This window comes from Pseudomonas sp. GB2N2 (assembly GCF_054897705.1).
Genome location: NZ_CM142701.1, coordinates 3,428,336 through 3,452,991, shown reverse-complemented (window position 1 = coordinate 3,452,991; position 24,656 = coordinate 3,428,336). Strand labels below are relative to the sequence as shown.

Below are 24,656 nucleotides of genomic sequence, written 5' to 3'. Positions count from 1 at the left end.
GGCGTGTGGATACTGCGTCGCACAATTGTAGCGATATGCTGGCCGTGGAGGTCAGTGGTAGGCGTTTAGTACTCGCAATCCCTGTGGGAGCGGGCTTGCTCGCGAAAGCAGCGGGTCAGGCGATAATGATGCTGGATGTGACGGCCCCTTCGCGGGCAAGCCGCTCCCACAGGGTCGGTGGTGGTCAGTTATTTGCTCGGCGTATCGAGCAACCGGAAGAACCGTTCCCGCACCTGGCTGTTATCGCTGTGCCCCACATTGAAACGCAGGAACTGGCTGGCATCCGCTGCCTTGCTGAGCAACGTGCCAGGTGCCAGCACCAGATCAATTTCCAGGCCTTGTCTTGCCAGCGTTTCGGCATGAAATCCTTCGGGCAACCGCGTCCAGAGGAACAACCCTTCATGCGGCAGCGATGACAGCGAGCAACCGGCCTCGATCAGCCAATGGGTCACCCGACTGCTCGACTCGTACAGCCGATCAACCGTGCGCCGGGTGTGTTTGGCGTAGCTGCCGTCGCTGAGCATGGTGCAGATGATCTGCTCCGCCAGCTCCGACGTCATGCCGCCGCAGGCCATTTTCAGCGCGACCATGCGTGCCGCCAGTTGCGCAGAAAGCACCGCGTAGCTGACCCGACTGTTCGCGGTCAGGGTCTTGGAGAATCCGGAGACATAACTGACGTTGTCCAGCCCGCCAGCGGCCAGGCGCGGCGTGCTGCGCTGTTGCAGGTCGCAATACAAATCGTCTTCGAGGATGTGGAAACCGTAGCGGTGACTCAACTCCAGCAGCCGGTAAACCTGCGCCGGAGAGAAGGAGTGCCCGGTAGGGTTGTGCAGGGTGTTGTTGGTCATGTAGAGCACGGGACGGTGGGCGATCAGCAATCGCTCGAACGCCTCCAGGTCCATGCCTTCGGCGCCACGGGGAATGGTGATGACCTTGGCGCCATGCAGGGCCAGGTTAGTGTGCATGGTGAAGTAACACGGATCGTCGAGCAGCACCGTGTCACCGGGTTTGACCAGCAGACGCATCAGCATGTCGATGGCCTGCACCGTGTTGGCGGTGGTGACGATCTGGTCCACCGGCACTTCGATGCCGATGGCCGACAGCTTGACCCGCAGCGCCTCGCGCAGCGGCGGGTAACCGGCGGCGACACCGTATTCACCCATGCGCAGGGAGCTGGCCCGCAGTGTGCCACGCAAGGCTTTGAGCAGCTCTTCAGCCGGCAGCCACGAGGACGGCAGGAATCCGGCACCCGGACGCAGCGCGCCGCTGTCCTGCAGTACTGCGCGGCGAACAACACTCAAGGTGTCCTGAGGTTGCAAATCCGGACCGGCATCGACTTTTAGTGTCGTGCTGGAACGATGTACGTAATGCCCCGAACCCTGGCGTGAAACCACCAGACCCTTGGCCCGCAGCCGGTCCAGCGCATCCACCACCGTGGATTTGCCCACGCTCATCAACTCGGACAGTTCGCGGATCGGCGGCAGCCGTGAGCCGTGAGGCAGCCCGCCTTGGGTGATTGCCACCGACAATTGATCGACGATCTGCTGGACCAGCGGCACACCTGGCTGGAACTCGAAAGCAGCGATCACTGCGCGCTGAACCTGCATTTTACTGGTCTCTCTGGCAGTAAACTTCGTTTGATTGCGGACGAACTTGCTCTGATGAAAACAAGCCGCCCTCTCTACCATCACCTTACAGACTTTCCTGATTGTTGGCGCTGCACGCCTGAACAATCGCAGGTTTCAGAGGTGTTGCATGAGTGTTCAAACAACGGTCGCGGTGGCCAAACCGGTGATCAACATTCGCCTGTTCACGATCCGGATCATCACCGCTGTGTCGCTGTTCGCGGTACTGGGCAAGGCTAACGTCTGGCTCGACACCGCCACCAACAGCATCCTCGCTCTCGGCTATCGGGCCTTGCTCTTGCTGCTGCCACTGACGTTGCTGGTGTTGGGTCGGCGGTCACTGAGCGTAACGCTGATGTGCGCCGCCCTCGGGCTAATGCTGCTGGCGGTCACCAGCAACGAAGGCATGGTGATGTTCGCTGCGGCGCTGTTCGCTTATGGCATTGCGATTGCCGGTTACCTGATCAAAAGCGAAGCCGCCCAGACCAAGGAAGGGGCGGCCTATAACCGCGTCGCCATGAACATGGGCAGTCTGGTGGCGGGGCTGATCCTGCTTTCGCCGCTGCTGACCCCAACCCTGTTTTTCCTAGGCGCCGCAGGTTTTGTCCTGCTGTGCCTGCCCATTGCCATGGGCGCGAACTTCACCACCTTACCGGTGGTGGCCAGCCCGGTCACGCACGATGGCAGCGGCTGGCGCAACAAACTGCCGTGGGTGATCGCCGGCCTGATCATGGGCATCAAGCTGTTCGGGGTGTTCTCGATTCTGCCGCAGGCGATTCTGCTCAAGACCGGTGAGTTGCCCGCCTGGTATGGCCTGATGCTGATCCTCAACAGCGCCGTGGTGGTGTTCGCCCAGGTGCCGATGATGAAGCTGATCGAACGCACCGGGCGCTTCAAGGTGGTCGCGGTCATCGCCATCATCATCGGCGGTTTCGCGGTGCTCTCGTCACCGGCCGCGTTCCATGTCGAAACCCTCGCCGGCGCGCTGGTCTGGGTGGCGCTGCTGTCCCTGGCCGAGTGTGCGTTCAGCTACCTCGACTACTTCTCGGTCAAGCAGAACAACATGTTCGTCAAGGAAGTGTCCTTGGGCGTCGGCGCCGGGCTGACGGTATTGATCATGCGGGTGATGCCACCGCCCTACAACGCACTGGTGCTGGCCGCGATCGGCGCCGGCGGCATCCTGGCCTGGTACTGGCTCAATCGTAAATCCAACGCGTCACTGCACGACTGAGTCACCGCGTTTGCGTTTTTTACTCCACTATTCGGAGGCTTCATGCACACCACGTCATGCGTAGTAGTGGTCGGGTACAACGGCAACCGGGTTCACGATATCCGTAAGCTGCGCGACCTCTGCAGGACACTCTATAACGCCCGGCTGATCCTCGTGGTCGAGCAGATTCAAGCCGATGACGACCAAGTGGCGGACCACGTCTGCACTGCTTCGATGGCACAGCAGGACATCGCCGACTCCGTCGAACTGGTGGCGGGTTGTCTCAGTGTCGATCAGTGGAAACTGATCGGCGTCCTGCCTTTCTCGGACCGTGGCGTCTTACTCGGCGCGGCGCTGGCCACGCATTTCGGTTTGCCCGGCATTACGCCTGGCGAGGCGCGGGCGGGCCTGGACAAACAGATTTTTCGCAAGCTCGAAGTCGCCGCCGATACCGCCCCCGAAGATTACCGTCCGGTGTTTTCCGCACGCGTCGAAAGCCTCGGCGAGCTGCGTCAGCGCGTGGTCGAACTGGGGGGCAAAGCCTTTATCAAACCGGCCTGCGAAGGCGCGAGCAGGGGTTGCCGGGTCATCCATCATCCGTCCGAATGCGACGAGGCCTGGCAGGCGCTCAAGCCGTATCGCGAAGGTGGCATCGTCCTCGAAGAACTGATCCAGAACGCCCGGGAATACAGCTGGGATTACGTCGCGGGCAGCACTTGGGTCACCGAGAAAACCACCACCGAAGGCGCCTATCGCGCGGAAATCCAACAAGTGGTTCCGGCCCCATTGGCGGCTGATGTGCAGGCTCGCCTGTCCGCTGCCGGTCGGCATATGTCCGGGTTGGCATCGCTGGATAACGGTGCCTACCACAACGAGATTTTCCTGCGCCAGGAGGGTTTGACGTCAGCCGTGGAAACCAACATGCGCCCCGGTGGCATGCACATCTGGGACCTGGCTCGCCTGGCGTTCGTCAATTTCAATCCGTGGGAGCGTTGGGTACGGTGGGCAGTGGAAGGCAAGGTCGACCATCACGATCCCGTTGCCAGGGGCTACTGCGGCATCCGTTTGTTGCGGGCGCCAGCCGGTGGACTGTTACGCCACGTGCCGGACATCGCATTACTGGCCCGGGAGCTGAACATTGAGCTGGTTGAAGCGGTTTACGCCAAGCGCCTCAGTGATTCGGTCACCGCACTGGTGAAAGACAACACGTCGTTTATCGGCCACATCGTGTTGTTCAGCGAGGACTACGCGCAGCTCAGCGAAAACCTGCTGCGTCTGGCGGAAGCCATCGAGTCGCGCGTCGAAGTGACCTGTCTGGCGGCACCGGTGAGAGCCGCGGGCTGAGCCTTCAGGGTTTCAAGCATTATTGATTAAGAGGGTGGGTTAAATGATTGAGCAAAAAACGTCGTGTGATGAACGCTTTATCGCCCTGGCGCGAGAGCTGGGTTACGACATCTACGGCGAGAACACCGTGGGCGGGCATTACGCGCCGCTGGTGCGGCATCACGATGAACTTTACGTCAGCGGTCTGGTGCCGCGCATGAGCGGTAAAATCCAGTACCCCGGCCGAGTGGGGCGCGAGCTCAACCTGACGGATGCGCAAGCCGCCGCCAGTATCAGCGCCATGCGCGGACTGGCGTTGATCGTCGATGCGATTGGCTCGCTGGATAAGATCAAATCGCTGATTCGGGTCACGGTCTATGTGAAGTGCACGGAAGACTTCGTTGACCTCAGTGATGTCGCCAACGGTGCGTCGGATGTTTTCAGTCATGTGCTGGGGGACGCTGGGAAACATACTCGAACGACTGTAGGTGTTTATCAGTTGCCAAAAAATGCCGCCGTGGAAGTTGATATGATTGTGGCGTTGCGTCCTTCAGTGTTGTGAGTGTTAGTGGGTTGGGTTTGCAGATGAATAATATTCAAGGCGGGTTTTTTTCATATAAAGACTTTCGCCAGAGTTTGAATCAGCCGTCGCTCAGTGCGCGGGTATGGAGGGGCGGCGAACTGACGGATATGCGTAAAAACCTCGAAGCCAGCGAGATCGACATTGTCGCGCTGGCTCACGACAACACCACCGACGGTTGCAAATTGACGCCAGGGATGGCGGTGTCCATGCAATGGTTGAAACCGGGAACGACTCTCGTTGGCCATGCCCATGCGTGGTGGCACCTGTTCATCATTCAATCCGGCGGCGGGGCGTTGACGCTGGGCGATGCCGATGAAGTGAGCGTTAACCCAGGTGACGTGCTGCTGGTGCCGGCCTGGACCCGACACGGGTTCGTCAATACCAGCGCCACTGAACCGCTGGCCATGCTGAACATGAGCAACATGCCGCAGATGGCGCAGCTCTCCAATGCTGCTGACGTCATGGTCTGACACTTCCCAATTCACCTTCTGCTGCACGCCAGGGAGTCCGCATTCGCCGACTCCCTTTTTCTTTTGTGCAATAAGCACCGCGTATTTTTAAATGTCTGTATCCGTACAAACCCATAATTTCTGTATCTGTTCAGCACTTCTTGAACTAACTACGATCGTCTCCAATGCAACGGATTATTGTGATTAGTGCAAGGGAGCGTTCTATGGAAAGTACGAGGCTGAAACTGTATGTGGGCGCGGATTTTGTCAGTGCTTTTGCAATGTCGGCATTTGTTGCACTCAAAGAAAAGCAACTTTCATTTGAGCTGGTAACGCTGGATTTGAAGGCGCGTGAAAATTATCAGGCCAGTTACCGCGATGTTTCGCTGACCTGCAAAATTCCCACGCTGATTCACGATGGATTCGCCCTGTCGGAGTCATCGGCGATTGCCGAGTACCTGGATGAAACAGCGCCGGGGCATAACAAGCTTTTCCCGCTCGACGTCAGACAACGTGCCCGCGCCCGTCAGCTACAGGCCTGGTTGCGCAGCGATCTGCTGGTGATTCGCAAAGAACGCCCCGCAGATCTCATTTATTTCGGCAGGAAAGACACCCCGCTGTCTGACGACGCGTTGGCCGCCGTCGGCCGGCTTTTCTTCGTGGCTGATCGGCTGCTGGAGGAGGGCTCCGATCACCTGTTCGGTGACTGGAGCATTGCCGACACCGACCTGGCAATCATGCTCAATCGACTGGTGGCCAATGGTGATCAGGTGCCTGCGCGACTGGCGGCGTACGTGCGTCGTCAATGGGATCGCGACAGCGTCCGGGCCTGGATGGACATAGAGCGCGCAGCGCCGGCCATCCAGTAACCGATGCCAGGAAATCACCAGGAGCGCTGCCATGCAGGGACTGTCGGAGCAGGAAAGATACAAACCCTACAATTCACGGACCATTCGCGACACGCCGTACTGGCAAAAACTCACGCCAGCGTTGCAGGAAGCCATGACCGTCGTGGCGCGGGTCATGCCGTTTCGCACAAATGATTATGTGCTGGGCACGTTGATCGACTGGAACAATATTCCGGACGATCCAATGTTTCGTATGACTTTTCCCCACAAGGACATGCTGCTGCCGGACGAGTACGCGTCGCTCAAGCAACTGATCGAGCAGGATGACGCCGCCGCCATCAAGCGGCGGATCGAGGCCATCTGGCTGCGCATGAACCCGCACCCGGCCGGGCAACTGACGCACAACGGCGCGACTCTCGACGGAAAAGTCCTGCCAGGCATTCAGCACAAGTACCGCGAGACCGTGCTGTTTTTCCCCGGCGCCGGTCAGACGTGTCATGCGTACTGCACGTTCTGTTTCCGCTGGGCGCAGTTCATCGGCGAAGAAGAACTCAAGTTCAACGCCCGTGAATCCCAGGAACTGGTGAGTTACCTGCGGGTGCACACCGAAGTGACGGATGTGCTGATCACCGGTGGCGATCCGATGATCATGAACACCCGTTCGCTGGCCGGGTACATCGAGCCGCTGCTGGCACTGCCGCACCTGAAAAGCATCCGCATCGGCACCAAGGCCGTGGCGTATTGGCCGCAGCGATTTGTCAGCGACAAGGATGCGCCGGAGTTGCTGGCGTTGTTTAAACGGATCGTCGCCGCTGGCAAACACCTGTCGATCATGGGCCACTACAACCACCCGGTGGAGCTGCGTCAGGACATCGCCCGCCAGGCCGTCGAGCGCATTCGTTCCAGCGGAGCGACCTTGCGCATGCAGGCGCCGGTGATCCGCCACATCAACGAAAACCCGGCGGATTGGGCTGCGCTCTGGACCGAGGGTGTGCGGTTGGGGGCGGTGCCGTATTACATGTTTGTCGAGCGCGATACCGGCCCGAGCCACTACTTCGCGATGCCGTTGGCGCGGGCCTTCGAGATTTTTCAGGCGGCTTACCGCACGGTGTCCGGGCTTGCGCGCACGGTGCGCGGGCCGTCTATGAGCACCTTTTACGGCAAGGTGTTGATCAACGGCATCGAGACGGTCGCCGGGGAAAAAGTCTTCGTGTTGCAGTTCCTTCAGGCGCGCGATCCGCAGTGGGTGTTGCGCACGTTCTATGCGCGATTCGATCCCCAGGCGACCTGGTTCGATCAACTGCGGCCGGCGTTTGGCGAGCGTGCGTTTTTCTTTCAACCGGAGCCGGTTGCCGTGCCCGAATTGATACCGGTCCTGCTCGAAACGGCGTAGGAACATTCTTCAGGAGATAGGGATATGAGCAGCATTCCGTTTGATCAGCGAGAAGGTTTTATCTGGCTCGATGGCGAGTTCGTCGAGTGGTCAAAGGCGCAACTGCATGTGCTGACCCACGGCCTGCATTATGCAAGCACCGTGTATGAAGGCGAGCGTGTGTACAACGGCAGGATATTCAAACTGCGCGAACACAGCGAACGTCTGTATCGCTCGGCGCAGTTGATGGATTTTGCGATTCCCTATGCGTTGGCCGAACTGGAAGCCGCCAGCCATGAACTGCTGCAACGCAATAACGTGATTGACGGTTACCTGCGGCCGGTGGCGTGGCGCGGCAGTGAAATGATCTCGACGTCGGCCCGCTTCAACCGCGTGCACGTGGCGATTGCCTGCTGGCAATGGCCGAGTTACTTCGACCCGGCGGGGCACATGGGTGGTATCCGCTTGAAGACCGCCGAATGGCGGCGTCCGCCGCCGAGCAGCAGCCCGTTTGAAGCCAAGGCATCCGGGCATTACCAGATTGCCACCCTGAGCAAACACGATGCGGAAAACCACGGCTTTCACGATGCGCTGATGCTCGACTGGCGCGGCCATGTCGCCGAAGCCACCAGCGCCAATGTGTTCTTCGTCAAGGACCGGACGCTGCACACGCCACTGCCCGATTGCTTCCTCAACGGCATCACCCGCCAGACCGTGATCGAACTGGCCGGGGCGCTGGATTACCAGGTGGTCGAGCGCACGGTTCTGCCTACGGAGCTGGGCGACTTCGAGGAGTGTTTTCTGACCGGCACCGCCGCCGAAATCACCCCCGTGCAGAGCATCGATGAACAGCGCTATCGACCGGGCAGCGCCTGCCGCGACTTCATTGCCGCTTACACCTCAACCGTTAACGCCGGATAAACCGCCAGGAACACCACCATGTCAGATCAAGGGATTGTTGCGTCTAAACCCTACGTTTCGCTGGGCCACCGCCATGACGAATTGACGTCCCGTGGCTGGACCGTGCTGACGCCCGCCGAATTTGCCTACGATGTCGTCGGCACACTTCAGGCGTTCGGTCCGATTATTCCGCAGTTCAACGGGCAGACTGCGTTCGCCATCACCCGCAAACCGGGGTACGAAGATTTACCTTATTCCCAGAGCATGAACGGCATCGGCCCGCACACCGAGGCGCCCGTCTATGGGCCGCCGCCGCGTTACCTGGCGCTGCATTGTCATCAGCAAGCTAGGTGCGGCGGCGGGCATACCGGGCTGGTCGACGGTTATGAGTTTTTGGCGTCTCTTGAACGCACCGAGCCCGAATTGCGCGAATGGCTCGACGACACCCCCGTGGAGTTTGTTGCCACCGCCAAACCCGGTGAAGCGGCACAACGCCGGGTCATGGAATACATCCTGACGCCTACAGAGGACGGGGATATTTTCCGCTTCAGCTACAACCAGTTTCACTACGGCGATGTGAATCCTTCAAAGGAAGACCTGCAGCAATCGAACGTGACGAACAACGCGTCGCCGCTGGCCCGGTTCGCGGTGCTCGGTGAGGACTATTTCATCCAGCACAACACGCCAGTGCTGATTCCCGAGGGCTGCCTGCTGATTTGGGACAACTGGCGAATGATCCATGCCCGCAGTCGTTACACTGACCCGGCGCGACACCTGACCCGCTACTGGCTGGCCTGATTCATCCGTCGTCTCTTATTGAATAGGCGTACCCCTCAGAGGTGCGCGTCCTACAGGTATCGCGTCATGCAAACTGCAATCGAGATCGCCAAGGTCGATCATCAACTGGTCATTCGGCTCAATCAGGCCTGGGCCAAACGGGCCACGGTGTGTGCGCCGGACAAGTTCGCGGTCAGCGAAGCGTTCGATCCGGCGCGCCCGGATTACCCGGAGTGTATGGTTCCGTTTTTCCATCACCCGAAATTCCAGGCCTTGAGCGACGAGCTCAAAAGCACCGTGGTGACCTGGGGCTGGATCGGCTACAACCTGCGCACGGTCACGGCCGAAGAGCACGTGGTGAACCCGGCGCTGAGCGTCATCGCCAATCAATACCTGGGCAAGAATGACTGGCATTTTCGCGAGGCCATGCAGCAGACCCTGATCGACGAGCATTACCACACGCTCATGCATCTACGCGCGATTCAACGGACCAAAGAGGACCGCGCGCTTGATCAGGATCTGGACTTGCCGCCGTCGGTGACGTACCTGCGTCTTGCCGCGTTGCGTGAAGAGCTGCCCGAGCAGTGGCAACGGGATTTGGCAGCAATCACCTTCGCGGTGGTGGCCGAGATCAGCGTCAACGCCTATCTGGATTTACTGGCGGACGACCAGAGCATCCAGCCGCAAAACCGCCGCGTGGCCGAACTGCACAACCGTGACGAGTATGCCCACAGCAAGATTCTTGCTGAAGCGGCGAAGGTCATGTACGCCAACATGCAACCGATCCAGCGGGCCTTTTTCGCACGGACGCTGTCGGTGGCGCTGAGTGCTTTTGTCGCTCAGGACTACTCGATGTGGGAGGCGATTCTGACGCAGCTTGGCGTCGAGGATGCGGTGCTGATCATCGCCGATACCCGGGAGAGCAACAAGAACGCCACGATCATGCGTGACTACAGCGGCTTGCATCGTCTGGCGCTGGATCTGGACATCAGCGACCAGATCGATTTCGACTTCCATCCGACCCTCAAATCCGTGGCTGTTGCCTGAGTCAGGAGCTGAAAATGTCCGTTCCTGTGTACGAAGTCTTCGCCATCCGTGTCGGCGCCAATGCCCAACGCACCGCCCGCGAGAATTTTCTCTACGATGCCTGCTGCGGCGATCCGGATGCACCAATGCCGCTGGATTACTACTTCTGGGTCATTCGCAACGGGCACCAGGTGATCGTGGTCGACACGTGTTTCCAACCGGCCACAGCGGATCGGCGCAACCGTCAGATGTATCGCCTGCCGGAAGAATCCCTACGCCAACTGGACATTGATCCGGCGCAGGTCGAGAACCTGATCCTGACCCATTTGCACTGGGATCACGCCGGTAATCTGGGGTTGTTTCCGAAAGCCACGGTGCATTTGCAGGAAGCGGAGTTGCGCTTCTGCACCGGTCCAAAAATGGCCCATCGTACGGTGAATAAAACCTACGAAGTCGAGGACGTGATGTCGGCGCTGCCACCGCTGTTCGAAGGGCGGATGCGCTTGCACAACGGCACGGTCGAGGTAGTTCCCGGTGTGACGCTGCATGCGGTGGGTGGGCATACGCCGGGCAGTCAGGTGGTGCGGGTCAACACCGGGCGCGGGTGGATTGTGCTGGCGTCGGACGCGGCGCATTTGTGGGCGAATATTCGCCAGCGCAGCCCGTTTCCGATTCTGGACGACATGGCGCAGACGCTGGAGGCGTTTATTGAAATCGATCGATTAGCGGATAGCGAAGATCACGTAATCCCTGGCCACGATCCACTAATCGCCGAGCGATTCCCGCACTGGAATGACGACCCGCACATCATCTGCCTGCACCAGCATCCGGTCTGAAGGTTACCGTTAACTTGTGGGAGCGTGGTTTGCCCGCGATGGCGCTGGCACTTCCAACATCACCGTGCCTGACACACCGCCATCGCGGGCAAGCCACGCTCCCACAGGTATGAGTTAACCCTGATTTTTCAGCAGTCGGCCGAGGGTAGCCAGGGCTTCATCGATTTTTGGTGAAAACGGCATCCCACATCCCATCCGCACACAGTGATTGAAGCGCTGGGTATTGGAAAAGATATCCCCAGGTGAAATCTGGATGCCCACTTTCAACGCCTCCCTAAAAAGTGCCATGGACGAATACTGTCGAGGCAACTCCACCCACAACAGCGTCCCGCCCCGAGGCTCCGTCACGCGGGTGCCCGGTGGGAAGTAGCGGACAATCGCCGCACTCATCTGCTGCCGTTGTTGCGTCAGAATTTTCCTCAACCGTCGCAGGTATCGTTCGTAGGACGGCGTTCTCATGAACGCACCCACCGCCAGCTGCGACAACGCTTCACACCCCCGGGACTGGGTGTATTTGAGCATTTCCACGCGATCGTGCCATTTGCCAGCGCTGATCCAGCCCAGGCGTACGCCCGGTGCCAGGGTTTTGTTCAGCGATGCGCAATAAATCACGTTGTCGCTACGGTCCCAGTGTTTGAGCGAGGACAGCGGCTGCTCGGTGTCCACCAGATCACCGTAGGTGTCGTCTTCGATCAGCACGGTGCCGTGCTCGGCGCACAGTTGCACCAGGCGCGCCTTGTTGGCGTCGGGCATGATGCTGCCCAGCGGATTTTGCAGATTGGGCATGACAATCAACGCCTGAACCCGCTCGGGGCCGCGCAACAGTTGTTCCAGTGCAAAAAGATTGATCCCCGCGTGGGCCGTCGCCGGGACTTCCAGCACCCGCAGGTTCAGGCTTTCGAGAATTTGCAGCAGGCCGTAGAAGGTCGGTGACTCCACGGCCACGGTGTCGCCGGGTTGTGTGACTGCGCGCAAAGCGAGGTTGAGCGCTTCGGTGGCGCCGTGAGTGATGACCGTTTTTTCTGCCGTCAGATGAGCGCCGAACGTCAGCGCCCGACGGGCCAGAATGCTGCGCAACGCGAAGTCGCCGCCGGTCGAACCTTGCACGCCGAGCACATTCTGGTCCTGACGAAGTGCTTTGATCATATGGTCCTGCAGGATTTTCAGCGGATAGAGTTGCGGCGCACAGCAGGCGCTGGCGAAATTGACCTTGATCGCCGCGCGCTGGCTGGCCTTTAGCACCGTCGACACCTGCTCGTGAATCCCCTGGTAGACGCTGGTGTCCGGGGGAGGCGAAGGCGCGATCATCGCCAGTTTGGTCACGCTGTCCGGCTGGCGAATGTAATTGCCGGAGCGCGGTCGCGCTTCCAGCACGCCGTAGTCTTCGAGTTCCCGGCAGACCTGCACGGCGGTCGACAGGCTGACGGCGTGTTTTTCCATCATCAGCCGAATGGAGGGGAAGCGTTCACCGGTTTTCAGGGTGCCGCTGCGGATGGCGTCAAGGTAGTGATGGGCTAACTGACGGTATAGGGGCGTCGTGTGCATGATGACCTCAGCAATTGCACCACTGAAGTCTTGGCTGGAAAGTGAGTTGACGTTCCCCGCAGGCGGACCCGTGGTGCTCAAGGGTTAAGGGAAGTGTTTTCTGGCGTCGATACAGAGAGAGTAATCGGGCTTTTGCAGGAATCGCGGGCAATAAAAAGCCCCGCTCTAGGGCGGGGCTTTCAGTGCAGTGGCGCTGGGGGTGTGACTGATCGGGGCAGGGTTACTGGGCGGCGATGGTGTAGCCATCGAACGCGGTTTGCGTTTGAAGCGCGGTGATGATGTTTTTGCGGTTGACCGCCTGTTCCGTCCCGGCGCTGTCGAGGAAGGTCTCGCTTTCCAGCTCGGCCTCATCGCCTTCGCCGACGAAGTTGAAACCGAGGAATTCCAGCGCTTCACGGTCAACGCTCAGGCGCGAACGCGGTGTGCGCAACGGCAGGGTGACGTTCACGCCGTCCTTGCTAATGGTGAACACTTCGGCTTCTTTCTTGGCGCGGACGGTCTTGCTCTTGCCACTGCTTGGGTTGCTAATGGCCTGATGCGTCTGGTTCAGCACTTTCAGGGCCAAGCCGTAGACGATCTCCTGAAACGCCGGGTCGTTCTTGAAGCTGGACAGGATGCGGCCGATCGAAAATTTGCTGCTCAGGTCTTCAAGGGCCGCGATATCGGACGCTTCGGCGTCCTTGAGTTGCTTGAGTTCGCCCATCAGTTCATAGGCCTGGTCGTCGTCGAAGCGGTCATGGGCCTGGCGAATCGCGTTGCGCAGCTCGCGGATCTGGTCGCTTTCACGAGAGGACTGGAAAGCATCCAGGACCATCTCGCTGATGGTCTTGGCCTGCGGCACATGCTGTGAAAGATTGATGGAGTTTTCGTATTCCGCTTTGGACGACAAGGTGACTACGGATTCAGCGGTATTGGAATCGGACATTGAAATTTCACTACTTCTTTGAACTTGGATTGAGGCGAGAACGCACAGGGCCTTTTCAGGCCGCCTAATCTATTGGACCGGGACGACGTTGTCACGGATGTCGGACGAAAGACCTGAACAACCAGGATCTCTGAGCGTTGAAGATTCATTGTAGGAGTCAGCCTGCTCGCGATAGCCGCACCACGGTCTATCAGGCGTGCCCCAACGTATTCAGGTTCATCGAACGCTCCGCCAGAGAGGTCGCTGTCTCTTCATCCACCGGCAACGAAAAGCTGAACGTCGCCCCTTGCCCCGGCACATCCACCAAACGAATCCCCCGGCCATGCAGTTGCAAAATCCGGTGCACGATTCGCAGCCCCAGCCCGCCGTCCCGTCTGGCACCACCGATGTTGAACGGGCGCAGGAACAGGCCTTCGCGCAGTTCGGCAGCAATCCCCGGCCCGCTGTCGCTGATAGTGATCTCGACGAATTTGCCCTGCGGCACCAGACTGATATCGATGGCCCCGCCCTGGGGCGTATGACGCAGAGCGTTGTCAAACAGGTTGGTCAGCACACGCTCGATCAGGCCCAGGTCGGCGTACACCGCATAAACCGACGGCGCGAAGTTGGCCTTGAGTTGCACTTGCTGCGCTTCAGCCGTCAACTCGAATTTCTGGAAGATGTCCTGCACCAGATCGGTCAGCGGGAAGCGCTCCAGCACCGGTTGCACGAAGCCGTGCTCAAGGCGCACCAGTTCCAGCAGCGATTGCGCCAGACCACCGACCTTGCGGCTTTGATCGAGAGCGATGCCCAGATACCGGCGGCGGTCGGCCGGGGACAACGTGGCGTCCTTGAGGGACAGGGTTTCCAGATAACCGTGCAGGGACGCCAGCGGCGTGCGCAGGTCGTGGGAAATATTCGCCACCAGTTCGCGGCGTTCCTGATCCTGGCGGGTCAGTGAGCGCCATTGCTCGCTGAGGCGCGACTGCATCTGCCGGAAGGTGGCGTCGAGGATGGCGATTTCGTCGTGACTGGCGGTCTTTTCGTCTGTGACCGGTGCGGGAGGCGCCACCGGGATGCCATCAATGTCGAAGTGGCTGACAGTGTCGGTCAAACGTCGCAAGGGGCGGGTAATCAGGGCAAACGCGGTGAGACCGGCAATCAGGCAGAGCAGCGCGACCAACCCGATGGACAGCAGGGCGGTATTGAGCGCGGCGCTGGTGGCGCCACGTTCCGCGAGGCGATCATGATCTTCGCCGAGCAACACCACGTAGAGATAACCGGCGGGCTTGCCGTCGACCTTGAGCGGCGCGGCGCTGAATACCTTGCGCGCTTCGAGGCTACGCGGGTCGTCGCCGAGCACGGGCAGGGCATCGCCCCTGAGCAATCGCTGGATCGGCGCGAGGTCGATCTTTTCTCGGCGAATCCGGCCTTCGGGCGCCGCGCTGCCGACAATCTTGCCTTCGGTATCGAGCAGGTAAACCTCGACGCTCGGATTGACCTGCATAAGCTTGCTGAACAGGTCACGCACGGCATTGGGCATCAGGCCCTGGTTGTCCATCAGCACCGTGTCCCGGGCGATGTGCTGAGCCAGGTCCCGCGACAGGCCTTGCACCACTTCCTGCTCATGCATCTGGTTGGAGCGCACCTGCATCCAGGCCGAGGTGCCGCAGCACACCAGCAGCAACACGGCGAACACCAGGGACAATCGTTGCGTCAGGGTCAACCGCATGGCTATTCCTCCCTGGCTGCGAATTTGTAGCCACGGCCCCATACCGTGAGGATGCGCACCGGTTGCGCCGGATCGGCTTCGATCTTGGCGCGCAGGCGGTTGATGTGCGTATTGACCGTGTGCTCATAGCCTTCATGGCTGTAACCCCACACGGCATTGAGCAGGTCCATGCGCGAGAACACTTTGCCGGGCTGGCGGGCGAAGAAATACAACAGGTCGAACTCCCTTGGTGTCAGGTCGAGGCGCTTGCCGTCAAGGGACACCTCGCGAGTGATCGGGTCGATGGAAAGGCCGTCGACGGTCAGGCTGCCGGCGTCCATCTTCAGGTTACGGGCCATTGCGTCGACCCGGCGCAATAGCGCTTTGACCCGGGCCACCAGTTCGAGCATCGAGAAGGGTTTGGCCAGGTAGTCGTCGGCACCCAGTTCGAGCCCCAGAATCCGGTGGACCTCGCTGGAGCGCGCACTGGTAATGATGATCGGTGTGTAGCGGGCCATGGCGCGGGCGCGGCGGCAGATTTCAAGGCCGTCGACACCCGGCAGCATCAGGTCGAGGATCAGCGCATCCCACGTGCCTTGCTGGAGCAAGCGCATGCCTTCATCGCCATCGGCGCAGTGCACCACCTCGAACTGCTCATCACGCAGATGCAGGCAGATAAGGTCGGCGATATGCAGGTCGTCCTCGACCACGAGGACGCGTTTGTTCTGTTCCATCCAGTTCAATCCTTCGACGCAATGAGCGCATTGTGCGGGTTTCCAAGGGCCAGAGTTATCACGAATTGTTTAACTTACCGTGAGGATTTGGCGATCAACCCAAGCCTAGGCTGTGTTCCATGAAAGGCACTTTTGATTTTGGGAGACGGCCATGTTTTCACGGCGACAATTTCTGTTAACAAGCGGCGGGCTGGGGGCTGCAGCCCTGGTGATGGGTGTATTGCCAAAATTTTCCGGCAGTTCTGCGCTGGTCAGCGAGGCCGATGCGGCGGAGGTGTTCGAAGTGACCCACAGCGACAGCGAATGGCATGCCCTGCTCAGTGACGAACAGTACGACATCCTCCGCGAGGAAGGCACCGAACGGGCCTACAGCAGTGCGCTGAACAACGAGCATCGCGACGGCACCTTTGCCTGTGCCGGCTGCGATCTGCCGCTGTTTTCATCTGCCACCAAGTTCGACAGCCGCACCGGTTGGCCGAGTTTCTGGACGCCGCTGGACAAGGCCGTGGCGACCCGCCAGGACCGATCCTTCGGTGTCGTGCGCGAAGAGGTGCACTGCCGGCGTTGCGGCGGACATCTGGGGCATGTCTTCGATGACGGGCCCAAACCCACCGGTTTGCGCTACTGCATGAACGGTCTGGCGATGACCTTCAAGCCCAAGGCGGCTTAACCCACCGTTCTACTTCATGCAGGTCGACACTATGTGGCTTCTGGTCCTCGCTTATCTTGGTGGTGTGCTGACGATTGTCAGCCCGTGCATCCTGCCGGTATTGCCCTTCGTCTTCGCCCGCACCGGGCAGCCGTTCATGAAGAGCGGCTTGCCGCTGTTGGCGGGGATGGCGCTGACGTTCGCGCTGGTCGCCTCGCTCGCGGCGGTGGGCGGTGGTTGGGTGGTGCAGCTCAATCAGTACGGGCGCTGGCTCGCGCTGCTGTTTGTCGCACTGTTCGGGTTGACGTTGTTGCTGCCGCAGTTGGCTGAGCGCCTGACGCGTCCCCTGGTAGCGGCGGGCAGTCGATTGTCGGAAGCGGCGGGTGCCGATTCGCAGCCACGTCCCGGCGCGTCATTTCTGATCGGCGTCGCGACCGGCCTGCTGTGGGCACCGTGTGCCGGGCCGATTCTGGGTTTGGTACTGACTGGCGCCGCACTGCAAGGAGCCAGCGTTGCGACCACTTTGCTGCTGTTGGCTTATGCCGCCGGCGCTGCCACTTCTCTTGCAGTCGCTTTACTGTTGGGCGGCAAGGTGTTCGCCGCAATGAAACGCTCCATCGGTGCCGGCGAGTGGGTCCGCCGAGGCCTGGGCGCGGCAATGCTGGCGGGTGTGGCGGCAATTGCCCTGGGAATGGATACCGGGATTCTGGCGCGGTTTTCGACGGCCTCAACGGGCGGTATCGAACAGGCACTGGTGGGGAAACTCGCCGGCAAGTCGCCGAGCGGAAGCGGGGCGATGATGGCGCAGAATCCGGCCGCCGACGGCGCGATGAAAGTGGCTGACAAAACATCGGGCACGTTGCCAGTAGAAGGCAACCTCCCTCCATTGGATGGCGCCGTGCAATGGCTCAACTCCCCACCACTCGATGCCAAGGCGTTGAAAGGCAAAGTCGTGCTGGTGGATTTTTGGACCTACTCCTGCATCAACTGCCTGCGCACCTTGCCGTACGTGAAAGCCTGGGCTGAAAAATACCGCGATCAAGGCTTGGTGGTGATCGGCGTGCATGCGCCGGAATTCGCCTTCGAACGGGACGTGGGCAATGTCACCAAAGCCATGAAGGATTTGGGCATCAACTACCCCGTCGCTATCGATAACGACTTCAAGATCTGGCGTGCTTTCAACAACGAATACTGGCCCGCTCACTACTTCGCCGACGCACAAGGGCGCATTCGTTATCACCACTTTGGCGAAGGCGATTACGCCGAGTCAGAGCGGGTTATCCAGCAACTGCTGCGTGAGGCGGGTGCCGCCGAAGTCGCCGGTGGCCTGATCAACGCCAGCGCCGAGGGTGTGCAGCTCGCGCCGGACAGAAACGAAGTGCAGTCGCCGGAAACCTATGTCGGCTATCAGCGTTCGGAGCACTTTGTCCCGGAAACCAGCCTGCTTCCCGACAAGTTGAAGGCCTACAACCCACCGTCGCAACTGGCGCTGAACGACTGGAGCCTAAGCGGTCAGTGGACGGTCGGTTCGGATCGGGCGATCTCAAGCGCTCCGGCCAGCCGCATCGTCTACCGCTTCCACGCTCGTGATTTGCATCTGGTGCTGGGGCCTGGCAGCGACGGAAAACCGGTGCGCTTCAAAGTACTGATCGACGGAAAAGTCCCCGGTGATGCGCACGGTACAGACGTCGGACCCGATGGTAGCGGCAGCGTCACCGAACAACGGTTGTATCAGATGGTGCGCCAGTCCGGCGGTGTCACGGATCAGACCTTCAGCATCGAGTTCCTCGATCCGGGTGTGTCCGCGTATGCCTTTACGTTTGGTTGATCACGATCTCAATTTCTCAGGAGTTACCTCATGAAAACCCCATTCACCTGGCGCCGTACCCTGTTGGGCCTTGCCGCTGCCGGCATCATCGGCCAATGTTCGGCGTTCTCGTTCGGCGCCGAGGACGCGGTGGTCATCGCCCCGCCAGCCCTCGACGAAACGTCCCAGGCCCACAGCGAAACCGCAGTCTTTGCCGGTGGTTGTTTCTGGGGCGTGCAGGGCGTTTTCCAGCATGTGAAAGGCGTGACGAAGGCGGTTTCCGGTTATGCCGGTGGTGCGGCCAACACGGCTCGATATGAGACAGTCAGCGGTGGCAATACCGGCCATGCGGAGTCGGTGGAAGTGACCTTTGATCCTGCTCAAGTCAGCTACGGAGCCTTGCTGCAAATCTACTTTTCCGTGGCCCATAACCCGACCGAGCTCAATCGCCAGGGGCCTGACAGCGGGACTCAGTACCGGTCGGCACTCTTCCCTGAAAACAGCGAACAGCAGCGTGTCGCCAAGGCCTACATCGCCCAGCTCGACGCGGCGAAATCGTTCAACAAACCGATCGTCACCCAGCTGGAAACCTATAACGGTTTTTACCCGGCGGAAGAGGAACATCAGGACTTCCTGACCAACCACCCGACGTATCCGTACATCGTGATGAACGACCTGCCGAAAGTGGCGCAGTTGAAGCAGCTGTACCCGCAGCGCTATCAGGAAAAACCAGTGCTGGTGAAGGCGGGGATTTGAGATGAAGGGGTTCACCTGTTGTGGCTCAATGTTTTTGGACCATGATGTAGGAGCATCGATCTAAGGAAGCATCATGGGATATCGCATTGTAAATATCGGGGAAAAAGCGGAGGCCATTCGCTTGGTTGTGGAGATGAATTGCTCCATACCTGAAGCCTGCAAGCTAACGGGAGTTGGACCTACAGCTCTACGCCGATGGGTTCTGCTCTGGCGTCGGGAGCATGCGGGGATTTCACAACCCTCTCGGCCACAGGACCAGGAACTGATCGAGTCGCTACAGGCAAAATTGGCGCTGGTCGAAGCCGAGAACCAAGTATTAAAAAAGCAATTGCCCTCTCATCTGAAGGTTCTGTTCAGTCGAACCAAGTGATTGACGGCGCTAGAGGGGAAGTGTCGATTAGACGCATGTGTCTGGTCTTAGGCTTGGCCCGCAGTAGCTATTACGCGAAACGTAAACCCAAGCCGCCTCGTGTTATCGAGAGTGGCTTGGAGATGAAGATTCGTGCGCTGCATATAGAGCATCGCGAAGCTTTAGGGGCCCGCGGCTTATCCAAGGAGTTGAGAGCGGAAGGCATTTTTATCGGACGCCACCGAATGCGCTCCTTGATCAAGACCCTTGATTTAGCTAGGCGCCGGCCACGTTACGCTCACTATCGTCGCGCCACCAAACCAAGTATCACGGCGCCGAACATACTTGATCGTCGCTTTAATCCGGTCCAGCCAGACACGCTCTGGGCAGGCGATATCACCTACATCAAAGTGAGGGATAGCTGGTTATATCTGGCCGTAGTGATGGATTTATTTTCCCGCCGAATTGTGGGGTGGGCCTGTTCAAGAACTGCTGACACAGACTTGTCGATCAAAGCGCTGAAATTGGCGGTAGCGCTGCGCAGCCCAATGCCTGAGCTGTTATTTCATTCAGATCAGGGCTGCCAGTACACCGCTGAGAGGTTTTCAGCGTGTCTGGCCGAAAGCCGAATCGTCCACAGCGTGAGTCGTCGTGGCAACTGTTGGGACAACGCGGTAGTAGAGCGTTACTTCAGAACGCTGAAGCACGACTGGATGCCAGAAAATGGTTACCAAAGTCACTTTGAGGCGGAAAAGGATGTGATCGACTTTGTGTCGCACTACAACCATCGCCGTTGCCACACCGCATCGAATAACCTGCCGCCTGCGCTCTTTGAGCAGCAGGCGGTCTAAAACTCCTACGGAGTGGTCCAAAAAAACTGGACCCCAACAACCCCGTAATCATGTTCTTGCCCGCTACTTTCGAGCGGTACAGCGCCTGATCGGCCCGGGCCAACAGACCGGTTTGCTGTTCTTCGTCGAAACGCTGGACTACGCCAAAGCTGAGGGTCAGTTGAAAGTCGCCCACCGTAGGCAACTCTGCGAGGCGATGGCGGATGGTATCAGCGAGGTTTCTGGCGTCGGCCAGCGCGGTGTTGGGCAGGATCATGATGAACTCGTCCCCGCCCCAACGCGCCAGCAGATCGCCTTCGCGGACGCAGCGCTTGACGCTTTCCACCACCTGGACCAGCGCGGCATCACCGAGTGCATGACCATAGAGATCGTTGATGTTCTTGAAGTCGTCGATGTCCATGGCAATCAGCGAAAGCGGCTGTCGAAAGCGTTGCGCACGCTCGCATTCCTGAGGCAGGGTTTTACTCAAGCGATGCCGATTGGCGATGGCGGTCAGCGCGTCAGTTTCCGCAAGTTTCTGGTTTTCTTCGAGCTGGATCTGCAACTGTCGATTGACCCGGGAAAGCTCTCGAGTGCGTTCTTCGACGATAACTTCGAGGGATTGATTTCGGCGTTCGAGCGCTTCGACCAGGCGCTTCTTGTCTTCGATACTGCGGTGCGCACCGACCATTCGTGCGACCGAACCGTCGGCATTGCGTGCCAGCACGTAGCCCCGGTCTTCGATCCAGATGTAACTGCCGTCCTGAGTGCGGCAGCGATACTCGGCTTTATAGCCGGGAGCCCGCTGGCTCAGGTAGTCGTCGAACACGGCCATGACCCGCGGGTAGTCTTCGGGATGCATCACGGTTTCCCAGGTCAACACAGTGTTGTCGAGGGAGTGCGGTGGATAGCCGAGCATTTCGTACCAACCGGGGTTGCGGTAGACGAATCCGGTATTGGCATTCCAGTCCCAGATGCCGTCGCTCACCAGTTCCATGATGGTGTGCAGCATGTCTTCGTTCAAATCCGACAGATTGAACTTCACCGCTTCAATATCCGAGGCTCCGCCCATCACCGTTCTCCCTGATCAAAGTGATCCGCCAATCGGGGGAGATTAGTCGATGGCGTGTCCGGCCGGCTAGTGTTTGCCCCACTTCCCCATGGCGAAGTCGACGAAGCGGCGCAGTTTCGGCAAACGGTAGCGATCTTGCGCGTACATCAGGTTCATCGGCCGGCTCGACGGCAGGTAATCGGGCATCACGGCCACCAGTGTGCCGTCCTGGAGGTCTTGTTCTACCAAAGCGTCCGGCAACATTACGATGCCCATGCCCGTGCGTGCTGCCTGGTGCATACCTGCGGAACTGTTGATCAGCAGGGGGCCGCTGACCGCCACCGCGACTTCGCCATCGGCCCCGTTCAGGCGCCACTCCTTTTCCACCCAATGCCAGTCATCGCCGGCCGGGTAGGCGAAGGACAGGCAATCGTGGTGCCGCAGGTCCTCCGGCTGTTGCGGGTTGCCGCGACGCGCCAGGTAGATCGGCGAGGCGCACATGGTGAGGGTGTAATCCACGAGGGGCCGGGCGATCAGGCTGGTCTGTTCCATGTTGCCCAGGCGAAACGCCACGTCGATGCCGTTCTCAAGCAGCTCCGGGCGCCGGTTGGTGAGGACCACGTCCAGTTTGACCTGTGGACACATCAGCGCGAATTCGCTGAGCGCCGGGGCGAGTTTTTCGGTGCCGAAGGTCAGCGGCGCGGTAATGCGCAGGGTGCCACTCGGTTCGTCGTGGGCCTGCTCGGCCAGGCGCTCGGAATCGGCCACCAGCCCCAACACTTCGAGGCAACGTTGATAGTACGCTGTGCCGAATTCCGTCAGCCGTTGGCGCCGCGTCGTGCGGTTAAGCAAGCGCACACCGAGACGTTGCTCCAGTGCGCGCAGATGATTGCCCACCATCGTGGTGGACATTTCGCACTCAAACGCGGCAGCGGTCATGCTGCCGGTTTCCACCACCCGAACGTAAACGGTCATTGCCTGGAACAAATCCATTATCAAGCCCGACTTTAAAATGATTGAAGTAATGCAGCGTTTATCCAGCTCAGGTGGCTAACCATACTGCAAAAACACCGACTATTGATGGAGCTTGATGTCATGACCGCCGCCTGCCTGATGACCACCTACCAACCCCTGGCCTTGAGTTTCAGCCGAGGGTTGGGCACGCGCCTGTGGGATCAGGCTGGTCGTGAATACCTGGATGCGGTGTCAGGGGTGGCGGTAACCAACGTCGGGCACTCCCATCCGAAAATCGTCTCCGCGATCAGCGAGCAGGCCAGTCTGCTGTTGCACACCTCCAACCTCTACAGCATCGACTGGCAACAGCAACTGGCGCAGAAACTCACGCGGTTGGCGGGCATGGACCGGGCGTTCTTCAACAACTCCGGTGCCGAAGCCAACGAGACTGCACTGAAACTGGCGCGGCTGCACGGATGGCACAAAGGCATTGAGCAGCCCTTGGTGGTGGTCATGGAAAATGCCTTCCACGGCCGCACGCTCGGCACGCTGTCCGCCAGCGATGGCCCGGCGGTGCGCCTGGGTTTCAATGATTTGCCGGGTGATTTCGTCAAAGTGCCGTTCGGCGATCTCAAGGCGCTGGACAAGGTGCAACAGGCCCACGGCCCGCGCATCGTGGCGATCCTGATGGAACCGATCCAGGGCGAAAGCGGCGTGCAACTGGCGCCGCCCGGTTACCTCAAAGCCGTGCGCGACCTGTGCAACCGGCGTGGCTGGTTGCTGATGCTCGACGAAATCCAGACCGGCATCGGCCGCACCGGCCAATGGTTCGCGTTCCAGCACGAAGGCATCGTCCCGGACGTCATGACCCTGGCCAAAGGCCTCGGCAACGGCATCCCCATTGGCGCCTGCCTGGCCCGAGGCAAAGCCGCCGACCTGTTCACTCCCGGCAGCCACGGCAGCACCTTCGGCGGTAATCCATTGGCCTGCCGCGTGGGTTGCACCGTGCTGGAGATCATCGAAGAACAGGGATTGCTGGAAAACGCCAAAGTACAGGGCGAACGCCTGCTCGCCAGATTACGCATCGAACTCGCCGATGACCCCAACGTGCTGGAGATTCGCGGCCAGGGTTTGATGATCGGTATCGAACTCAAGCAACCGATCCGCGACCTGACATTGATTGCTGCACGGGATCACGCTTTGCTGATCAACGTGACGCGGGGGAAAACCATTCGTTTGCTGCCGCCGCTGACGATTGATGGGCGGGAGGTGGAGATGATTGTCAGAGGGGTTTGTCGTGCGGTGAGTGCAGCCTGAGGATTGCCCGCTCGCTCCTACAGACTCGCGGACCTCCCATTTACTCAATACCTCGCGCAATAAATCACGACGGAGCTACTGGGTGTTCGTCTTACCTGCCCGCAGGTTGCGGATTGATTTGATCAGGCGTTGAGCATTGGCAGGGGAGCGGAGCAAGTAGGCCGTCTCTTCGAGTGCGTTGTACTCCGCCAGGGACATCACCACCACGGGCTCACCTTTCTGGCGGGTGATTAACAATGGAGCATGGTCTTCATTGACCCGATCCATAATTTCGGCAAGGCGTGTCCGTGCGGTGGTGTAGTTGATGGTTTGCAGGGTGATTTCCTCTGACGGTGCATCTGCGTGCGTCCACCATTATCGCTGAGGCTTTGCCGAGACGTTTCTGTGATCGGCGTAATCCCATTCCGATAAAAGCGCCAGCCCAGAGCCGCGCGAACTGGCCAACTTGCAGAATGCTCTGACGTCTCAGAGGGATTTGTCTGGCGGAAAATCTGTATGACGCACCTTGGCTTTCGCCCGCACATGCCGAATCACTGCGATCACCACGGCCAGGACCAAAACTGCCAGGGCAATCGGCAGACGATAGGGTTTGAGGTTACCCAACAGGCCTTCAAGCGCTTCGCCAGCCCAGTATCCGGCGCTGGCGAACAGCATGGCCCAGACCACCGCGCCCACGGCATTGAGCAAGGTGAAACGTATCGGCGACAGGCCGCTGGCCCCGATCACCACCGGTCCGACCAGGCGCATGCCATACAGGAAGCGCACCGCGAACACCGAGGTCGAGGGGTAGCGGGCTATCAGCCCCGTGACGCGTTCGATGGCGGCTTGTTTTTTCTGCAGGCGCGGGAGCAGGCGTCCGCCGAAATAGCGACCGCTCCAGAACAGCAATTGGTCACCCAGCATCCCGCCCAGGCTGGCCCAGCCGATGACCGGCCACAAGTGCAGCAGGTGCTGGTGAGCCGCCATGCCGCCCAGGATCAGAATGGTTTCGCCTTCCAGCAGGCAGCCGAAAAACACCGCCCAGTAGCCGTAGGTCGCGAGCCAATAATGAAAGTCGATGTGTTCGAACAAGAGCGCCTCCGCAAGCTGAAACAGCGGCC

The 24,656-nt window shown here is 59.7% G+C and carries 24 protein-coding genes and 1 pseudogene; 16 read left to right on the top strand and 9 right to left on the bottom strand.

Annotated elements, in window-relative coordinates; all coding sequences use genetic code 11:
- Positions 1 to 188: 188 nt before the first annotated feature.
- On the bottom strand, positions 189 to 1,607 hold the full coding sequence (locus ACYZT4_RS16035; RefSeq protein WP_461981187.1) for an aminotransferase-like domain-containing protein: 1,419 nt from the start codon (positions 1,605 to 1,607) through the stop codon (positions 189 to 191).
- 148 nt (positions 1,608 to 1,755) lie between these two features.
- On the opposite strand from ACYZT4_RS16035, the gene ACYZT4_RS16030 reads away from it, so the two are divergent.
- The 10 genes from ACYZT4_RS16030 (at position 1,756) to ACYZT4_RS15985 (ending at position 10,949) form a co-directional block, all read left to right on the top strand.
- Positions 1,756 to 2,856 carry a hypothetical protein gene (locus tag ACYZT4_RS16030; protein WP_461981185.1) on the top strand — a complete coding sequence of 367 codons (1,101 nt, stop codon included), beginning with the start codon at positions 1,756 to 1,758 and terminating at the stop codon, positions 2,854 to 2,856.
- A gap of 42 nt (positions 2,857 to 2,898) precedes the next feature.
- Entirely contained in the window at positions 2,899 to 4,179 is a 1,281-nt protein-coding gene (locus ACYZT4_RS16025) for a biotin carboxylase (RefSeq protein WP_461981183.1), read from the top strand.
- A gap of 43 nt (positions 4,180 to 4,222) precedes the next feature.
- The gene (locus tag ACYZT4_RS16020; protein WP_461981182.1) at positions 4,223 to 4,720 is read left to right on the top strand and encodes a RidA family protein; all 498 of its coding nucleotides are present in this window, start codon (positions 4,223 to 4,225) and stop codon (positions 4,718 to 4,720) included.
- A 23-nt stretch (positions 4,721 to 4,743) separates the two neighbouring features.
- Positions 4,744 to 5,211, top strand: coding sequence for a cupin domain-containing protein (locus ACYZT4_RS16015; RefSeq protein WP_461981180.1), 468 nt, complete (start codon positions 4,744 to 4,746; stop codon positions 5,209 to 5,211).
- 203 nt (positions 5,212 to 5,414) lie between these two features.
- Positions 5,415 to 6,059 carry a glutathione transferase gene (gene yfcF, locus ACYZT4_RS16010; protein WP_461988704.1) on the top strand — a complete coding sequence of 215 codons (645 nt, stop codon included), beginning with the start codon at positions 5,415 to 5,417 and terminating at the stop codon, positions 6,057 to 6,059.
- A gap of 31 nt (positions 6,060 to 6,090) precedes the next feature.
- Positions 6,091 to 7,431, top strand: a complete 1,341-nt coding sequence (locus ACYZT4_RS16005) for a KamA family radical SAM protein (protein ID WP_461981178.1) — start codon at positions 6,091 to 6,093, stop codon at positions 7,429 to 7,431.
- 24 nt (positions 7,432 to 7,455) lie between these two features.
- Complete coding sequence (locus ACYZT4_RS16000; RefSeq protein WP_461981176.1) at positions 7,456 to 8,331, top strand: branched-chain amino acid aminotransferase; 876 nt, start codon at positions 7,456 to 7,458, stop codon at positions 8,329 to 8,331.
- 18 nt (positions 8,332 to 8,349) lie between these two features.
- Positions 8,350 to 9,108 (top strand): TauD/TfdA family dioxygenase, encoded by a 759-nt coding sequence (locus ACYZT4_RS15995; RefSeq protein WP_461981174.1) that lies wholly within the window; start codon positions 8,350 to 8,352, stop codon positions 9,106 to 9,108.
- 66 nt (positions 9,109 to 9,174) lie between these two features.
- Positions 9,175 to 10,134: a diiron oxygenase gene (locus ACYZT4_RS15990; RefSeq protein ID WP_461981172.1), complete on the top strand. Its 960-nt coding sequence runs from the start codon at positions 9,175 to 9,177 to the stop codon at positions 10,132 to 10,134.
- A 14-nt stretch (positions 10,135 to 10,148) separates the two neighbouring features.
- Positions 10,149 to 10,949 carry an N-acyl homoserine lactonase family protein gene (locus ACYZT4_RS15985; protein WP_461981170.1) on the top strand — a complete coding sequence of 267 codons (801 nt, stop codon included), beginning with the start codon at positions 10,149 to 10,151 and terminating at the stop codon, positions 10,947 to 10,949.
- Positions 10,950 to 11,063: 114 nt separating this feature from the next.
- Here ACYZT4_RS15985 and ACYZT4_RS15980 read toward each other — a convergent pair whose 3' ends face one another.
- The 4 genes from ACYZT4_RS15980 to ACYZT4_RS15965 form a co-directional block, all read right to left on the bottom strand.
- A complete protein-coding gene (locus ACYZT4_RS15980) occupies positions 11,064 to 12,494 on the bottom strand; it encodes an aminotransferase-like domain-containing protein (protein ID WP_461981168.1) in 1,431 nt (476 codons plus the stop codon).
- 220 nt (positions 12,495 to 12,714) lie between these two features.
- Positions 12,715 to 13,419: a hypothetical protein gene (locus tag ACYZT4_RS15975; RefSeq protein WP_461981166.1), complete on the bottom strand. Its 705-nt coding sequence runs from the start codon at positions 13,417 to 13,419 to the stop codon at positions 12,715 to 12,717.
- A 190-nt stretch (positions 13,420 to 13,609) separates the two neighbouring features.
- Positions 13,610 to 15,130 carry a sensor histidine kinase gene (locus ACYZT4_RS15970; protein WP_461981164.1) on the bottom strand — a complete coding sequence of 507 codons (1,521 nt, stop codon included), beginning with the start codon at positions 15,128 to 15,130 and terminating at the stop codon, positions 13,610 to 13,612.
- Between the two features lie 2 nt (positions 15,131 to 15,132).
- Positions 15,133 to 15,843 carry a response regulator transcription factor gene (locus ACYZT4_RS15965; protein ID WP_461981162.1) on the bottom strand — a complete coding sequence of 237 codons (711 nt, stop codon included), beginning with the start codon at positions 15,841 to 15,843 and terminating at the stop codon, positions 15,133 to 15,135.
- A 151-nt stretch (positions 15,844 to 15,994) separates the two neighbouring features.
- Here ACYZT4_RS15965 and msrB point away from each other — a divergent pair, with 151 nt between their 5' ends.
- The 5 genes from msrB to ACYZT4_RS15940 all read left to right on the top strand — a co-directional run bounded on the left by msrB (position 15,995) and on the right by ACYZT4_RS15940 (position 20,255).
- Complete coding sequence (gene msrB / locus ACYZT4_RS15960) at positions 15,995 to 16,513, top strand: peptide-methionine (R)-S-oxide reductase MsrB (RefSeq protein WP_461981160.1); 519 nt, start codon at positions 15,995 to 15,997, stop codon at positions 16,511 to 16,513.
- A 31-nt stretch (positions 16,514 to 16,544) separates the two neighbouring features.
- On the top strand, positions 16,545 to 18,320 hold the full coding sequence (locus ACYZT4_RS15955; RefSeq protein WP_461981158.1) for a cytochrome c biogenesis protein DipZ: 1,776 nt from the start codon (positions 16,545 to 16,547) through the stop codon (positions 18,318 to 18,320).
- 30 nt (positions 18,321 to 18,350) lie between these two features.
- Positions 18,351 to 19,055 (top strand): peptide-methionine (S)-S-oxide reductase MsrA, encoded by a 705-nt coding sequence (gene msrA / locus ACYZT4_RS15950; RefSeq protein ID WP_461981156.1) that lies wholly within the window; start codon positions 18,351 to 18,353, stop codon positions 19,053 to 19,055.
- A 73-nt stretch (positions 19,056 to 19,128) separates the two neighbouring features.
- The gene (locus ACYZT4_RS15945) at positions 19,129 to 19,425 is read left to right on the top strand and encodes a transposase (protein WP_461981154.1); all 297 of its coding nucleotides are present in this window, start codon (positions 19,129 to 19,131) and stop codon (positions 19,423 to 19,425) included.
- A gap of 35 nt (positions 19,426 to 19,460) precedes the next feature.
- The gene (locus tag ACYZT4_RS15940) at positions 19,461 to 20,255 is read left to right on the top strand and encodes an IS3 family transposase (protein ID WP_461981152.1); all 795 of its coding nucleotides are present in this window, start codon (positions 19,461 to 19,463) and stop codon (positions 20,253 to 20,255) included.
- Between the two features lie 40 nt (positions 20,256 to 20,295).
- Here ACYZT4_RS15940 and ACYZT4_RS15935 read toward each other — a convergent pair.
- Both ACYZT4_RS15935 and ACYZT4_RS15930 read right to left on the bottom strand, forming a co-directional pair.
- Positions 20,296 to 21,306: pseudogene (locus ACYZT4_RS15935) on the bottom strand (GGDEF domain-containing protein); the annotation flags it as partial.
- A gap of 66 nt (positions 21,307 to 21,372) precedes the next feature.
- On the bottom strand, positions 21,373 to 22,278 hold the full coding sequence (locus ACYZT4_RS15930) for a LysR family transcriptional regulator (RefSeq protein WP_461981151.1): 906 nt from the start codon (positions 22,276 to 22,278) through the stop codon (positions 21,373 to 21,375).
- 102 nt (positions 22,279 to 22,380) lie between these two features.
- Between ACYZT4_RS15930 and ACYZT4_RS15925 the strand changes: the two genes are divergently transcribed.
- Positions 22,381 to 23,556 (top strand): acetylornithine/succinylornithine family transaminase, encoded by a 1,176-nt coding sequence (locus tag ACYZT4_RS15925; protein ID WP_461981149.1) that lies wholly within the window; start codon positions 22,381 to 22,383, stop codon positions 23,554 to 23,556.
- A gap of 75 nt (positions 23,557 to 23,631) precedes the next feature.
- Here the strand turns inward: ACYZT4_RS15925 and ACYZT4_RS15920 are convergent, their stop codons facing one another.
- Positions 23,632 to 23,871 carry a type II toxin-antitoxin system Phd/YefM family antitoxin gene (locus ACYZT4_RS15920; protein ID WP_461988702.1) on the bottom strand — a complete coding sequence of 80 codons (240 nt, stop codon included), beginning with the start codon at positions 23,869 to 23,871 and terminating at the stop codon, positions 23,632 to 23,634.
- Between the two features lie 150 nt (positions 23,872 to 24,021).
- Entirely contained in the window at positions 24,022 to 24,627 is a 606-nt protein-coding gene (locus ACYZT4_RS15915) for a DedA family protein (RefSeq protein ID WP_461988700.1), read from the bottom strand.
- Between the last annotated feature and the right edge of the window lie 29 nt (positions 24,628 to 24,656).

Excerpts from the sequence above, each read along its gene's own strand:
- ACYZT4_RS16035 (WP_461981187.1), bottom strand. The coding sequence starts at position 1,607 with ATGCAGGTTCAGCGCGCAGTGATCGCTGCTTTCGAGTTCCAGCCAGGT.
- ACYZT4_RS16030 (WP_461981185.1), top strand. The coding sequence starts at position 1,756 with ATGAGTGTTCAAACAACGGTCGCGGTGGCCAAACCGGTGATCAACATT.
- ACYZT4_RS16025 (WP_461981183.1), top strand. The coding sequence starts at position 2,899 with ATGCACACCACGTCATGCGTAGTAGTGGTCGGGTACAACGGCAACCGG.
- ACYZT4_RS16020 (WP_461981182.1), top strand. The coding sequence starts at position 4,223 with ATGATTGAGCAAAAAACGTCGTGTGATGAACGCTTTATCGCCCTGGCG.
- ACYZT4_RS16015 (WP_461981180.1), top strand. The coding sequence starts at position 4,744 with ATGAATAATATTCAAGGCGGGTTTTTTTCATATAAAGACTTTCGCCAG.
- yfcF (WP_461988704.1), top strand. The coding sequence starts at position 5,415 with ATGGAAAGTACGAGGCTGAAACTGTATGTGGGCGCGGATTTTGTCAGT.
- ACYZT4_RS16005 (WP_461981178.1), top strand. The coding sequence starts at position 6,091 with ATGCAGGGACTGTCGGAGCAGGAAAGATACAAACCCTACAATTCACGG.
- ACYZT4_RS16000 (WP_461981176.1), top strand. The coding sequence starts at position 7,456 with ATGAGCAGCATTCCGTTTGATCAGCGAGAAGGTTTTATCTGGCTCGAT.
- ACYZT4_RS15995 (WP_461981174.1), top strand. The coding sequence starts at position 8,350 with ATGTCAGATCAAGGGATTGTTGCGTCTAAACCCTACGTTTCGCTGGGC.
- ACYZT4_RS15990 (WP_461981172.1), top strand. The coding sequence starts at position 9,175 with ATGCAAACTGCAATCGAGATCGCCAAGGTCGATCATCAACTGGTCATT.
- ACYZT4_RS15985 (WP_461981170.1), top strand. The coding sequence starts at position 10,149 with ATGTCCGTTCCTGTGTACGAAGTCTTCGCCATCCGTGTCGGCGCCAAT.
- ACYZT4_RS15980 (WP_461981168.1), bottom strand. The coding sequence starts at position 12,494 with ATGCACACGACGCCCCTATACCGTCAGTTAGCCCATCACTACCTTGAC.
- ACYZT4_RS15975 (WP_461981166.1), bottom strand. The coding sequence starts at position 13,419 with ATGTCCGATTCCAATACCGCTGAATCCGTAGTCACCTTGTCGTCCAAA.
- ACYZT4_RS15970 (WP_461981164.1), bottom strand. The coding sequence starts at position 15,130 with ATGCGGTTGACCCTGACGCAACGATTGTCCCTGGTGTTCGCCGTGTTG.
- ACYZT4_RS15965 (WP_461981162.1), bottom strand. The coding sequence starts at position 15,843 with ATGGAACAGAACAAACGCGTCCTCGTGGTCGAGGACGACCTGCATATC.
- msrB (WP_461981160.1), top strand. The coding sequence starts at position 15,995 with ATGTTTTCACGGCGACAATTTCTGTTAACAAGCGGCGGGCTGGGGGCT.
- ACYZT4_RS15955 (WP_461981158.1), top strand. The coding sequence starts at position 16,545 with ATGTGGCTTCTGGTCCTCGCTTATCTTGGTGGTGTGCTGACGATTGTC.
- msrA (WP_461981156.1), top strand. The coding sequence starts at position 18,351 with ATGAAAACCCCATTCACCTGGCGCCGTACCCTGTTGGGCCTTGCCGCT.
- ACYZT4_RS15945 (WP_461981154.1), top strand. The coding sequence starts at position 19,129 with ATGGGATATCGCATTGTAAATATCGGGGAAAAAGCGGAGGCCATTCGC.
- ACYZT4_RS15940 (WP_461981152.1), top strand. The coding sequence starts at position 19,461 with ATGTGTCTGGTCTTAGGCTTGGCCCGCAGTAGCTATTACGCGAAACGT.
- ACYZT4_RS15930 (WP_461981151.1), bottom strand. The coding sequence starts at position 22,278 with ATGGATTTGTTCCAGGCAATGACCGTTTACGTTCGGGTGGTGGAAACC.
- ACYZT4_RS15925 (WP_461981149.1), top strand. The coding sequence starts at position 22,381 with ATGACCGCCGCCTGCCTGATGACCACCTACCAACCCCTGGCCTTGAGT.